The sequence below is a fragment of the Isorropodon fossajaponicum endosymbiont JTNG4 genome, assembly GCF_016592615.1.
Classification (GTDB): domain Bacteria; phylum Pseudomonadota; class Gammaproteobacteria; order PS1; family Pseudothioglobaceae; genus Ruthia.
In genome coordinates this window covers 103,381-115,949 of sequence record NZ_AP013043.1, presented here as the reverse complement: position 1 = coordinate 115,949, position 12,569 = coordinate 103,381, and the positions used below count along the sequence as shown (strand labels likewise).

13 protein-coding genes, 3 tRNA genes and 3 pseudogenes are annotated in these 12,569 nt (G+C 37.1%); 1 reads left to right on the top strand and 18 read right to left on the bottom strand.

The window, feature by feature from the left end:
• Nucleotide 1: 1 nt before the first annotated feature.
• The 18 genes and pseudogenes from CVFO_RS00685 to CVFO_RS00615 all read right to left on the bottom strand — a co-directional run bounded on the left by CVFO_RS00685 (nucleotide 2) and on the right by CVFO_RS00615 (nucleotide 12,055).
• Nucleotides 2-77, bottom strand: a tRNA-Thr gene (locus CVFO_RS00685).
• Between the two features lie 15 nt (nucleotides 78-92).
• A tRNA-Gly gene (locus tag CVFO_RS00680) sits at nucleotides 93-166 on the bottom strand.
• Nucleotides 167-183: 17 nt separating this feature from the next.
• Nucleotides 184-268, bottom strand: a tRNA-Tyr gene (locus tag CVFO_RS00675).
• Between the two features lie 95 nt (nucleotides 269-363).
• Nucleotides 364-1,584 (bottom strand): malic enzyme-like NAD(P)-binding protein, encoded by a 1,221-nt coding sequence (locus CVFO_RS00670; protein ID WP_201339689.1) that lies wholly within the window; start codon nucleotides 1,582-1,584, stop codon nucleotides 364-366.
• A 38-nt stretch (nucleotides 1,585-1,622) separates the two neighbouring features.
• A complete protein-coding gene (locus CVFO_RS09360) occupies nucleotides 1,623-2,024 on the bottom strand; it encodes a 4Fe-4S dicluster domain-containing protein (RefSeq protein WP_425352108.1) in 402 nt (133 codons plus the stop codon).
• Entirely contained in the window at nucleotides 2,021-2,257 is a 237-nt protein-coding gene (locus CVFO_RS09355; protein WP_425352107.1) for a 2Fe-2S iron-sulfur cluster-binding protein, read from the bottom strand. Before CVFO_RS09355 ends, CVFO_RS09360 begins: the two co-directional genes overlap by 4 nt.
• Nucleotides 2,254-2,406: a hypothetical protein gene (locus CVFO_RS09070; RefSeq protein ID WP_281064405.1), complete on the bottom strand. Its 153-nt coding sequence runs from the start codon at nucleotides 2,404-2,406 to the stop codon at nucleotides 2,254-2,256. Before CVFO_RS09070 ends, CVFO_RS09355 begins: the two co-directional genes overlap by 4 nt.
• An 11-nt stretch (nucleotides 2,407-2,417) precedes the next feature.
• Nucleotides 2,418-3,120, bottom strand: a pseudogene (locus CVFO_RS09350) (fumarate reductase/succinate dehydrogenase flavoprotein subunit); the annotation flags it as partial.
• Nucleotides 3,121-3,165: 45 nt separating this feature from the next.
• Nucleotides 3,166-3,420, bottom strand: a complete 255-nt coding sequence (locus CVFO_RS00655) for an IS3 family transposase (RefSeq protein ID WP_201339688.1) — start codon at nucleotides 3,418-3,420, stop codon at nucleotides 3,166-3,168.
• A gap of 286 nt (nucleotides 3,421-3,706) precedes the next feature.
• The gene (locus tag CVFO_RS00650; protein WP_201339687.1) at nucleotides 3,707-3,964 is read right to left on the bottom strand and encodes a hypothetical protein; all 258 of its coding nucleotides are present in this window, start codon (nucleotides 3,962-3,964) and stop codon (nucleotides 3,707-3,709) included.
• A gap of 14 nt (nucleotides 3,965-3,978) precedes the next feature.
• Nucleotides 3,979-4,428, bottom strand: a complete 450-nt coding sequence (locus tag CVFO_RS00645) for a hypothetical protein (protein ID WP_201339686.1) — start codon at nucleotides 4,426-4,428, stop codon at nucleotides 3,979-3,981.
• Nucleotides 4,429-4,458: 30 nt separating this feature from the next.
• On the bottom strand, nucleotides 4,459-4,899 hold the full coding sequence (locus CVFO_RS00640; protein ID WP_201339685.1) for a SpvB/TcaC N-terminal domain-containing protein: 441 nt from the start codon (nucleotides 4,897-4,899) through the stop codon (nucleotides 4,459-4,461).
• A 434-nt stretch (nucleotides 4,900-5,333) separates the two neighbouring features.
• Nucleotides 5,334-6,143 carry a nitrilase-related carbon-nitrogen hydrolase gene (locus tag CVFO_RS00635; RefSeq protein WP_225879283.1) on the bottom strand — a complete coding sequence of 270 codons (810 nt, stop codon included), beginning with the start codon at nucleotides 6,141-6,143 and terminating at the stop codon, nucleotides 5,334-5,336.
• Between the two features lie 36 nt (nucleotides 6,144-6,179).
• Complete coding sequence (locus CVFO_RS09345; RefSeq protein WP_425352106.1) at nucleotides 6,180-6,458, bottom strand: hypothetical protein; 279 nt, start codon at nucleotides 6,456-6,458, stop codon at nucleotides 6,180-6,182.
• A 23-nt stretch (nucleotides 6,459-6,481) separates the two neighbouring features.
• Nucleotides 6,482-6,775 (bottom strand): annotated as a pseudogene (locus CVFO_RS09340) (hypothetical protein); the annotation flags it as partial.
• A pseudogene (locus CVFO_RS00625) lies at nucleotides 6,768-7,768 on the bottom strand (beta-ketoacyl synthase N-terminal-like domain-containing protein). The pseudogenes CVFO_RS09340 and CVFO_RS00625, both read right to left, overlap by 8 nt.
• A 220-nt stretch (nucleotides 7,769-7,988) precedes the next feature.
• Nucleotides 7,989-11,414 carry a transcription-repair coupling factor gene (gene mfd, locus CVFO_RS00620; RefSeq protein WP_201339682.1) on the bottom strand — a complete coding sequence of 1,142 codons (3,426 nt, stop codon included), beginning with the start codon at nucleotides 11,412-11,414 and terminating at the stop codon, nucleotides 7,989-7,991.
• A gap of 5 nt (nucleotides 11,415-11,419) precedes the next feature.
• Entirely contained in the window at nucleotides 11,420-12,055 is a 636-nt protein-coding gene (locus CVFO_RS00615; protein WP_425352105.1) for a Maf family protein, read from the bottom strand.
• Between the two features lie 23 nt (nucleotides 12,056-12,078).
• On the opposite strand from CVFO_RS00615, the gene CVFO_RS00610 reads away from it, so the two are divergent.
• Complete coding sequence (locus CVFO_RS00610) at nucleotides 12,079-12,564, top strand: dihydrofolate reductase (RefSeq protein ID WP_201339681.1); 486 nt, start codon at nucleotides 12,079-12,081, stop codon at nucleotides 12,562-12,564.
• Nucleotides 12,565-12,569: the final 5 nt, after the last annotated feature.

Here is a 12,569-nt window from a genome sequence, read left to right as displayed (position 1 = left end):
TTGGAGCTCACCAGCGGATTTGAACCGCCGACCTCTTCCTTACCAAGGGAGTGCTCTACCAACTGAGCTAGGTGAGCACAATCCCTCCATCTTGGAGCGGGTAACGAGAATCGAACTCGTCTCATTGGCTTGGAAGACCAAGGTAATACCAATATACGATACCCGCAAATCTATTATGCTTTATGGTGGAGGGGGAAGGATTTGAACCTTCGAAGGCAGAGCCGACAGATTTACAGTCTGCTCCCTTTGACCACTCAGGAACCCCTCCAAAAAACAATCAGGCATTATCCCATAGCTATCTTTAGAGCGCAAGGATTAATTTAACGTTTTTTATTGTTTTTTGAAAGTCTGTCTTTTCGCTAATTACAAACGTGAAACACCACTTGCAACAGCAGCATCAAATACTGCTTTTGGCACCACATCTATCAACCTTGGGTCAAAAGGTTTGGGGATGATATAATCTTTACCAAATACCATAGACTTTGTACTGTAAGCTTTTAAAACACTGTCTGGCACGTCAAGTTTTGCCAAGTCTTTAAGTGCATGAACCGCTGCTATTTTCATTTTTGAATTGATTTCACTGGCTTTTGCATCTAATGCGCCTCTAAATATAAAAGGAAAACCCAGAACATTGTTAACTTGATTTGGATAGTCACTTCGACCTGTTGCCATGATTAAATCATCGCGTACTGAATTGGCATCAGAAGGTGGAATTTCAGGGTCTGGATTTGATAAAGCGAACACAATAGGTCTATTTGCCATTGATTTAATCATCTGTTTTGATACCAGGTTAGCAGCAGCAACACCAATAAACACATCTGCACCTTGTATGGCATCTGCCAAGGTTTTTTTATCTGTTTTTGCGCTATATTGTGCTTTAATTTGACTAACATTTTCCATGTCTTGAGAAATAACACCTTCTCTATCAACTAATAAAATATTGTCCTTTGACAAACCTAATTCACATAATAAGTTTAAAGTAGCAATACCTGCCGAGCCAGCACCTAAACAAACCAACTTGATAGTTTCAATATGCTTGCCTTGGATTTCAAGCGAATTTAACAACCCTGCCGCGATAATAATGGCTGTTCCGTGCTGGTCATCGTGAAAAACAGGAATATCAAGCATATCAATTAAACGTTTTTCAATTTCAAAACAACGAGGCGCTGAAATGTCCTCAAGATTAATACCACCAAACGTTGGCGCAATATTTTTAACCGTTTGTACAAATTCATCAACATCTTGAGTATCAATCTCAATGTCAAAGACATCAATATCTGCAAAATGTTTAAACAATACTGCCTTGCCTTCCATCACAGGTTTAGACGCTAGTGGTCCCACATTGCCAAGCCCTAAGACTGCCGAACCATCAGAAATAACAGCAACCAAATTACGTTTAATGGTAAAGTCATAAACTTTGTTTGCATCTTGTGCAATCTCACGAACAGGTGCAGCAACCCCGGGTGTATACGCCAAACTAAGGTCTTCACGCGTTGCTAGTGGCTTGTGTGATGAAACAATGATTTTTCCTGGGCGCTCACCTTGGTGATATTCTAATGCTGATTGATAAAGTTTTGAGCTCATTAGTAGTTTTTATGTAAAGTTAAAAGGTAATATTGTTATTATCCAAGAATCTTATTCACCCTTGTAATATTTTGTAATGATACGTCTTTAGGACAAGCAGGCGTACAATGCCTGTGATTTGCACAACTACCAAAGCCTTCAGATTGCATTTTTAAAATGAGTTTTTTTTGCCCTGTCTTTGGATTCAATTTTACCTTGGGGTAATATGCCAAATGGGTTATTTTTGCTGCCACAAACAGTGTTGCACTTGCATTTTGGCAAACCGCCACACAAGCACCACAGCCAATACAAGCTGCAGAATTAAACGCCCCATCAGAAGCGTGCTTTTCCACTAAGGTATTATTTGCTTCTGGCGCACAACCTGTATGCATGGATACATAACCACCTGATTGGATGATTCGATCAAATGCAGATCGATCTACCGTTAAATCTTTAATCACTGGAAAACTATTAGCACGCTAAGGCTCAATCCACAATTCGCTTTGATTTTTATACTCACGCATATATATATAATTGGCACGTCGTTGTGGCTGATTTCACCATGAGGATAGCCATTAATAACCAGCGAACAAGCGCCACAAATACCTTCACGACAATCATAGTCAAACACAATGCAATCTCCGCCCTGATTATTTACGTTCTTTTGTCGCCAAATATGCAATGTAAAAATCATTTGTAGTTCCTAACACTGGGCTTAATAAATTCAAAATGAAAGTGCTCCTCATGAAGTTTAGCCCCTTCTTGTTGATACTCCCACGCCGCAACAAAACTATAATTTTTATCATCACGCTTTGCTTCACCTTCTGAGGATAAATGTTCCACCCGAGCTTTGCACCACAAGATTCTTCTCTATTAAGAGCGTCTTTGCACATCAAGGCACCTAGCTCAATAAAGTCAGCCACTCTGCCTGCACGCTCTAAAGTTTGATTTAAATCCTGGTCAATACCCGTGACCCTAATGGTTTGCCAAAACTCTAATTGTAATACTTCAATCTCATTAGTGGCTTGTTCTAATCTTACTCTCTCTAGACATGCCACAAGACTCCCACAGAATTTTGCCTAGTTTCTGGTGAAAATATTCAGGGGTATGTTTCGCTTCAGGCGCGTTCATTAATTGTTCAATTCTAACTTTAGCGGCATTTAAGGCTTGTTGAACTTTTTCATGATTGGGCTCAATTTTATCAAACTTGTTTCTAGCTAAATAATTAGCAATGGTTTGTGGCAAGATAAAATAACCATCTGCCAAGCCTATTTTTTTAAAAACTTCGCTAAAATCTAGGTATACACTAAGACGCTTGCCATGAATCTTAATGCCAACACCACGACCTTCATCACAAATGTGCTTAACAGCGCGTGAAGCTACATCACGTGGTACTAGGTTAGCAAAAGCAGGTTACTGTCTTTCAAGAAAATAATCTCGGTCTTCTTCCTTGATATCTTTCGGGTTTTTCTCACAATCTTTGGCTTGTTTTGGCGCCCAAATGCGCCCATCATTTCTAAGCGACTCACTCATTAAAATCAGTTTTGATTGGTTTTCAAGTGTTGGTGATATTACCTATATCAAAACCTATCAAGGTGGGAGTTATTTAGCCAGTGTGTTGGATTTAGGCTCAAACACACGATTTAATAGGTTTTTTGCCTTTTTAAACATCAATCTAGTATTAGGGTAATAATGACGCTTTCTTGGGCGTATGGCAACTACATTGGCTTTTTTCATTAGCGTTGCGGTTTGGTAAATACCAATGTTATAACCTTGGTTATTCAAAACTACTCGCATTCTGCGTTTGCCATAGGTGTATCCAACTTCAATAGCAGTTTGTTTGATTAATTTAATCATAGCGTTGGTGTTGTTGTTTACTCGCTTATCTTTGACTTGATAGTAATAACTACTGTGAGGAAGTTTGAGTAATGCTCATAATTCTTTAGTATTGTATTGTTGGCAAGCCTTGTTTATCTTGATAATCATATCACTTGGTGATTGTCCACAGCGAACAAGGCTGTTGCCTTTTTTAAGATTTCATTGTCCCTTTGTGCGCGCCAAAGTTGTTTCTCAAGCAGTTGTATTGTTTGTTGTTCAGAAGTCAGCGCTTTGCCTGACTCTGGTGTTTGTCCACCAAGCTCTGCTAGGTATTGTTTTCTCCACTTAATTCTAAATCAAAAATTAAAGTACTGTGTTGATATTGCGCATCAAACTCATTGCCAGTGTTGTTTTGACACTGTACACCTGAATCATCAAACCAACACAAATCAGCCAGTTTATCTTGGTTAATGTCAATAAATCTAAGGGCGTGTTCAACATTGGCGTTGTTTGACCAATATTTACCACTATCAAAACCATTGTTCTTAGTGTTGAGTCCACACCATACACCTTTGTCATCCACCGCACATAATCCACTCAGCCATCATGATTAAAGTCAGCCACGCTATAATTAAATACCTCGTCTAATTTAATAACGGCTTGCTCAAAAACAGGCTCATCATCAGTAATTAAATCATTGTGTTGATAAACAAAACTTAAAGGCTTTGTACACTCGTCTTGTGAATCGTACAACTTGATATTATCAAGCCTTGAGTGTCCAACATAAGTGTCGTAATACATCTGATAGGTCTTAACTAAATTACTACTATGTTTTATTTGGATAGCCTTAAGTAGTTTATTGTGGATTTGTGTTTGTCCAAATTGATAACTGGTTGCTATGTCTGGACGAGACGTATAGTTGAATTTAATTTGGTTATGATTATAGGTAATGTTGTCAATATAGCTTACATTTTGATGGGTGATATATTGATAATTAATGGTATTATTAAACTTATCTTGTTTTGAGTTGATATGCCAATTAAGCACTTGTCCACCAATACTTTGATTGGCATTAAACTAGGCGCTTACACCATTAGGGTAATGTACTTGCCAAGTGTTACTAGATTTGATAATTTTGGTGTGGTGGTTTTGACGCAAACGATATTCATTGTTAGCAACATTGATTAATCTTTGCCCGTCTAAGCAATAGGCGTCGTTACTATCAAGCAATACACCATGATTAATATCATCAACTTTATCACTTTTGCTACAACGACTAGTCGTTGATAAGCCTGACAAAGAAAAACCCAAACCCAATTCAGAGTTGTTACCACCTTGGATGTAGTTAATGCTTAAATTCGGTGTAAGTTTATTAATGCCTGCAGGTAATGCCAGTGGCACAGAATAACTCAACAATCCTTGGTTGACACTAAGTTTGCCTTCAAGGTTGGAGATGAGTTCAGCTTGAACATTGAAGCCAAGTAGTAATAGTAATAGAGCTGGGAGTTTAGTTTGCATAATTATTGCCCTTCTAGGAGCTTGTCTAGCCCAAGATTCACCATGTCTCTTTCAATATCAAGGATATTAGCGTCAATTGTATCTAGTTGTTTTTTAACTTTAAGAGGCTTTTGAGTGGAGATTGGTTGATTGATTAGTTGAGTGAATTTTGCCTCGATGGCTTTATTGTCAACCCCATCTTTAGCAACCCTTGCTGATACTTTTTCTGCTTCACTAATAGAATTTTGGGCAATACCTTGCTGCCCATCAAATGCTAGTTCAGCCTCAATTTTCTTAAGCGATAGAGGCAGAGTGTCTTTAATAATAGTTTTCCCACTTTTTGGTTTGATAGGTGTTTGTAGTTGCGTTATTTGTATCTAATGTGGTTTTATCTAATGTTGATTGTGTATCAATATTAAGCAACATAATCAGCCCAGCTATGATGGCCGTTGTTATTAAAGTGAATGTTTGTTTTTTGTTGATTTTTTCCATGCTTGAAAGAGACTACATAGCAATACTAGTACTGGTCTGTCTTGATATTGAGCATAAAAAGTAGTGCCTTGTTGTGGGGCTACTTTTTGGTTAAGCACATAAGTGTCCTGATTGTGTTGTTGTTTCAGAATATTACCTTTATAGTCAATAAAGGCAGGGATGTCTTGGTTAACGCTATAAATAATTGGCTTAGCAGTTTCAATAGCACGAATTCTTGCGACTTTAAGTAAACAACTGGCAACATTGTGATTATCAAACCAGCCTAAATCGCTAATATGTATATGTATATTAGCCTGTTTCGAATTTTGCAATAGTTCTTTGGAGGATAGCAACTCAAAGCATATGGATGCAAATAATTTTAAATCTTTGAAAATGATGTGTTGGTGTTGATTTTTATACGTTATTAACTCATCCATATGAAATTTTGGCAGTAAAGACTTAAAACTTAAAAACCAGTTAGGTGTGTACTCACCAAAAGGAATTAAATGTTGCTTGTAATATACAGGTTGCTTGCTATTCATGTCTAATAAGACATTATTACTACTGATGCCATTATGATAATACGAACCCAATAAAACTGTATTGTCAGATTCAATCTTATTAATATATGCTTTAACATTTTGATAATCAACACTAATACTAGATTCTGTCCATAAAGTTAAATCTGCTATAGGTTCTAAGTTAGTCAGCTGCTGGTAATGTTTAATTCTATCAATAACCAAATGCCTGTGAGATTTATCTTTAAGCGCAAAGTCACCGCTAATTAAACGCACACTTATTAATGGAAAACTAACCATATCTGGCTGATATTATTTGGTGGCAAACAAGACTAGAAACAGCAAACCTAAAATGCTTGTGCTTATCATATAAGTTTTTCTATTTTTAGAATTAAGTATTGTATAAACCAGCAATCCGCTAAGTAGATAAAAAACAAAACTTACGCCCAAGTATCCACCAATGGGTAGTAATGATGACAACCCCATGTCAAACACTGCATCACTGGGTGAATACCAAGGGAAGCCAGTCCAAAACCAAGTTCGGACCCATTCAAATAAACCAGCAAGACTAGGTAAAAAAGCACAAACCAAGACCAGTGATTGATAGTCAAGAGTTTAGCAAAATAACCGACTAATCCGTAAAAGAAAGCAATAGCAGTAATAATTCCCACCACAACCTGATAGAAAAATTCATATTGACTAACAATTGAAAATAGCCAGTACAGCCCAATTAAATAATGTGAAAATGCAAAAATAAAACCACCGAAAAAAGCTTGTTTGCGTGTATTGGCCACACTAATTTGCCAAAATAATATTGCATAACTAATAAGCAATATGAAGGAGTAATTAAAGGGTGCAAATGCTAATGATGCAATAGCTCCTGCAAAAACAAGCCAAACTTTATTCATATCTTTGTACAACTAGTGTTGCATTAGTACCACAAAAACCAAAACTATTAGACAAAATAGTATTGATTTGTTTTTAAAATCGGTATTTGAACAAACTCTTTATCTGTTTCATAACCATGATTACCAAATAAAAAGCTATTATTAAGCATCAAGATTGAATAAATTAACTCGTGTACGCCACTAGCACCAATAGAGTGTCCTGTAAGAGGTTTGGTTGAACTAATTAGCGGTACATTATCTTTAAAAACTGTCTTAATGGTCTCCAATTCGCTTTTATCGCCAGCAATCGTGCTAGTGACATGGGTGCGTTGATATAGTCAATTTTATGGGTAGTATTTATCGCTTGTTGAATGGCACGTACCGCACTGTCTGTGTTCGGTTTAACGATATTATCACCATCGCTACTAGCACCATAACCTACTAGTTCTGCCAAAATATTAGCATCACGACTTTTCGCGTATTTGAGCGATTCAAGCACAACAATACCTGTACCACGGGCTGAAGTAGCACATGCGCCACTAATTGAATAGCTGGATACCTTTAATTTTGAATGAACTAGCTAAGTTAGCACTGGCAGTTGAGCTCATGGTTTTAAGATGCGAAACGGGTTAAATACCCTTGATGCCTTTTTGCTTAAGCGTTTTGTAAGCATTGATGGCGTTCTCATTTGAGGCGCTACCAGAACCAACAATTAGACCTGTGCTGGGGTTGTATATTTCAGTCTCATTTAACTGACATTTCAATAACCTGCTGCATAGCAATGGCGCTGTAACTAGCTACAGGTGAAAAAAATCTGCGCTGTTTTTTACTTAAATATTGACCCGTGTCAATATGGATACTGCCCACCACCTGAGAACGTAAATTTAATTCGGAAAACTCGTTTGAATAGCACAACCCACTTTGATGGGTGCGTAATGAACTTAAAACTTGTTTAGTGTTATTGCCAATACTACTAACAATGCCAATACCGGTAATAACGATACGCTCTAGCATTGTACGCACTTAATATTGGCAGTAATGTGATTGCAATTATCAATCCAAAAAATTGATGTTATCTTTCCTCCTTCCATTATTATTTAGATATTAGTGCGATATTATTAGTGCCATTATAACTAGATAGAATACTAATACCATTTATAAAAAACGCACAATCTCTGATTTTTATCGACTATATCTATATTACCCGGAAGAGAGGTTTGTGTTGCAATAATCTCTAATTTAATGTTTTTAGTAGATTTTCTATCAATTCAATTCGTCTAATATCTTCAGGCATCTCCTGTTTAACAATTAATTGATTTTGACCCTTTAGCTGATATTTTTTTGCTTGTTTTTGAATAAGGTTGATGATTTTTATCGGCTCAATGGTATTCTTATTACCAAAGGTGATAATGGCTTTGTTTTCATAAAGGTTAATTTTATCAATGCCAATTTTTTTTGAAAAGAGCTTAAGTTTGGTATTGGCAAATAAATTTTTGGTTGAATCTGGTAATAATCCAAAGCGGTCAATCATCTCAATCTGTAGAGCTTTAAGTTCTTTATTGTTTTGACAACTGGCAATACGCTTGTAGAGTACAAGTCGTTCGTGTACGTCAAAAATATATGCCTCTGGAATGATAGATGGCAAGCCAGAATCAATTTGTACTTCATGATTGATGGGGTCATCAAGGTTAATTTTTCTACCAGAGCGCATGGCATCAATAGTGCGTTTTAATAAATCATGATAAAGATTAAAGCCAATTTCGCTAATTTTTCCAGATTGATTATCACCCAATAAATCACCCGCACCACGAATTTCAAGGTCGTGATTAGCCAGCATAAATCCAGCACCAAGCCCCTCTAAAGACTCAATGGTATCAAGGCGTTTTTTGGCTGTTTTAGATAACGATTGATGGGATTTAATAATTAAATAGGCATAAGCTCTATGGTGGGAGCGACCAACACGGCCTCGTAGTTGGTGTAGTTGTGCCAAACCAAAATTTTGTGCATTATTAATAATGATGGTATTAGCATTGGGAATGTCAATCCCTGTTTCGATAATCGTGGTGCAAACCAAAATTTGGAAACGTGCGTGATAAAAATCACTCATGATTCTTTCTAGTTCACGTGTTGGTATTTGTCCGTGGGCGATGCGAACGTGAACTTTTGGCATAATTTGTTTGAGATTTTCTGCCATATTGTCAATTGAATCAATATCGTTGTGTAGTACAAACACCTGACCACCACGGTGCATTTCACGTGTGATTGCCTCTTTGATGTTGTTGTCATTCCACTCTTGTACAAACGTTTGGATGGCGCTGCGTTTGGCAGGTGGCGTGGCAATAATGGACAATTCTCTTAATGAGCCTAGCGCCATATTTAATGTGCGCGGAATAGGGGTGGCAGTCATGGTCAGAATGTCACTTTCACCCCGTAGTTTTTTCAACGCCTCTTTTTGTTTAACGCCGAAGCGATGTTCTTCGTCAATAATAATTAAGCCAAGGTTTTTGTATTTAATAGTGCCTTGAATAATTTTGTGCGTGCCAATGACAATGTCAATTGTTCCTTGGTTTAATTTTTCAATAATTAGTTTTTGCTCTTTTGGGGTTTGAAACCTTGAAAGCGCTGCAATTTCAACAGGGTGGTTGGCAAAACGGTCAATAAACGATTGATGGTGCTGGTTAGATAATAGCGTGGTTGGTACCAAAATTGCCACTTGCTTTCCTGCTTCAACTGCTAAAAATGCCGCACGCATGGCAATTTCAGTTTTGCCAAAACCAACATCGCCACAGACTAATCTGTCCATTGGTCTGTGTGATTGCATATCTGCTAAGACTTCGCCCATGGTTTTTAGTTGGTCTGGTGTTTCCTCAAAGGGAAAGCTGGCAACAAATGAGGAATAAGCATCATTCGGCTTAGGGAAAGCAAAACCTGTTTGAGAGGCTCGTTTGGCATAAATTTCTAATAATTCAGCTGCCACGTCAAACAAAGCTTCACCTGCTTTTTTCTTAGCCTTGCTCCATTGATTTGTGCCTAGTTTGTGTAATGGTGCACTATCTGAAATACCAGCATATCTGGAGATTAGATTAAGCGAGGTGATTGGTACCATCAACTTTGCGTTATTAGCATATTCTAGGGCAAGGAAATCTTGTGATTGTCCATCAAAAGTTTGGGTTTTAAGCCCTAAATACCTACCCACACCATAGTTTTCATGCACAATCGCATCACCCATTTTAATTTCAACTAGGCTTTTAATTGCTTCATCAAAATCTTTGTGATTAGCACGACGACGCTGTTGCTGAACCACTTCTTGACCGAATAAATCTTCTTCAGTAACAATGGCAATATCACTAGTGAGCAAGCCATGGGCAAGATTTTCATGGGTAATATTGAGCAGTTTGCTGCTCTTATTAAATTCACGCCAGTTTTTAACGCTATGGGTATCAAGTTGATGGCTGGTGAACAAATCGCTGAGCACATCTTGCCTGCCACGCGATTCACAAACAACTAATATTTTTTTGTTGGTAAATCTTTTAACAAAAGCTGAAAATTTGCTTAATGGGTTTTTCGTTTGTGGTTCAATGCGTATTGGGGGTAATAAGCTTGAGTTGAAATTAAAGTGTTGGTTTTTATCTTCTAGTTTTGATGTACTGATGATGAGCTGTGGTTTTTTCTTAATTTCACTAAACAGCAATTCTTTGGACAGGAAAACTTGGGGAATATCAAGGGGTGCTCTATCTAATGATTTTTTAGCACGCTCAAATCGTTCACGTATCTCGCTATAGGTCTTATCCACCAAGTCTGAAAATCCTTTTGATATGACAATAATAGTGTTATCCACTAGATAATCAAACAAGGTGTTGGTTGTGTTAAAAAACAGCGGTAAATAAAATTCAATGCCACCTGGCAGCCTACCTTCACTAACTTCGGTATAGATAAAGCCATTGTCATTAAATGCTTTTTGATAATTAGTTTTAAAGCGCTCAATACTGGTATTATCTGTGGCAAATTCTCTAGTAGGCAGTAGCACAATTTCAGGCACTTGTACTTTAGAGCGTTGAGTTGAGGTATCAAAGGTGCGAATAGACTCCACTTCTTGGCCAAACAAATCAATTCGGTAAGGTGTTTTTGCGCCCATGGGGTATAAATCAATCAATGAGCCACGAATATTAAACTCACCATGCCCCATGACGGTGGTTACACGGTTGTAGCCAATTTTTAGTAGTTTTTCACTAAAGGCTTCAATATTAATGTTGTCATTAATATCGATATTGAAGCTGTATTTTTCTACAAACTCTAACGGGCATAGACGTGAGAATAATGATTCTAATGTGGTGATAACAATACCACGTTTAAGACTTTTAAGTTTTGATAGGGCTGCTAATCGACTGGAGGTGATATCAGGATGAGGCGAAAAGTGATCATAGGCGAGCACTTCCCAGTTATCAAATTTTAAAATTTCTAAGTCTGTGTTGTAGAAGTTTAAAGATTTATAAAGACTGTCAAAATGTGTGATGTCATTAGCAATGACTAAAATAACTTGCTGTTGTTGATTGGCAAATTCAATTAATGCCAGTGCATCTGCACTGCCGTATAGTGAGCCCCAATAAGTTTTTTGACCTGATTGAAAGCATTTAAGCTTATCAGGATAGAGATATAACATGACGTTTAGTTATTGTCAGTGAGAGTGCTAATGCCTTCATTTTCTAGCATTGTGATGAGTTGAATAAGCGGTAAGCCAACCAAACTATTTGGATCATTACCAATCATACGTTTAAATAAACTAATACCTAGGCTTTCTGATTTAAAACTACCCGCACAGTTATAAGGGGTTTCTTTTTTAAGGTAATATTCAATTTGCTCAATGCTCAAATCTTTAAAAACCACTTTAAAAGTTTCAACTTTAGTTTGTATATTGTTGGTATTTGTATTTAAAAGTGTCAAACTTGTAAGAAAAGTTACTGTATTTCCAGAACTTCTCTGTAGTTGTTTGATGGCATTTTCATGGTTTTTTGGTTTGGTTAATATTTCATCATCAGTATTTTTACCATGAGCAAGTGTTGCGACTTGATCAGAGGCAATGATTAACCCATGATGCGTTTTTGCAATTTCTTTGGCCTTTTCTTGAGCCAGACGATAAACCAACTGCTCGGGTGTTTCACCTTTTTTTCTTGATTCGTCAATCTTTGGCGAATACGCCTCAAAAGTTAACCCTAGTTTGGCAAGTAATGTTTTTCTAAAAGGCGAGCTTGAGGCTAGAATTAATGACACCGTGATGAGTGATATTTGTAAAATAAACATCATTTTACTTTAATTGAAACTTTTCTATGAAATTATCTATTATTGTGGCAATGGATGACAATCAGCTGATTGGTAAAAATAATTCCTTGCCTTGGCATTTGCCAGCCGATTTGGCTTATTTTAAAAAGACAACAACAGGCAAAGCTGTCCTAATGGGGCGCAAAACTTATGACTCTGTTGACAGGCCACTGCCTAATCGTCGCAATATTATTGTGAGTCGTAATACGAAGTTTAAGGCTGATGGTTGTGAGGTTGTTGGTAGTATTAACGCAGCATTAAGTCTGGCTAATGGCGATAATGAACTAATGATTATGGGTGGTGCATCTTTTTACGAACAAATGGTAAATAAGGTTGATAGACTCTATATCACCGAAGTTAAGGGTAAATTTGAGGGTGATGCCTACTTTCCAGAATTTGACCGCACTCAATTTAGCGAGCTTAGTCGTGACTCTCATCAAGCTGATGAGAAAAATCTACATGCCTATGATTTTGTTATTTTAGATAGAAAATAATACTG

Excerpts from the sequence above, each read along its gene's own strand:
- CVFO_RS00670 (WP_201339689.1), bottom strand. The coding sequence starts at position 1,584 with ATGAGCTCAAAACTTTATCAATCAGCATTAGAATATCACCAAGGTGAG.
- CVFO_RS09355 (WP_425352107.1), bottom strand. The coding sequence starts at position 2,257 with ATGATTTTTACATTGCATATTTGGCGACAAAAGAACGTAAATAATCAG.
- CVFO_RS00655 (WP_201339688.1), bottom strand. The coding sequence starts at position 3,420 with ATGATTAAATTAATCAAACAAACTGCTATTGAAGTTGGATACACCTAT.
- CVFO_RS00640 (WP_201339685.1), bottom strand. The coding sequence starts at position 4,899 with ATGCAAACTAAACTCCCAGCTCTATTACTATTACTACTTGGCTTCAAT.
- mfd (WP_201339682.1), bottom strand. The coding sequence starts at position 11,414 with ATGTTATATCTCTATCCTGATAAGCTTAAATGCTTTCAATCAGGTCAA.
- CVFO_RS00615 (WP_425352105.1), bottom strand. The coding sequence starts at position 12,055 with ATGATGTTTATTTTACAAATATCACTCATCACGGTGTCATTAATTCTA.
- CVFO_RS00610 (WP_201339681.1), top strand. The coding sequence starts at position 12,079 with ATGAAATTATCTATTATTGTGGCAATGGATGACAATCAGCTGATTGGT.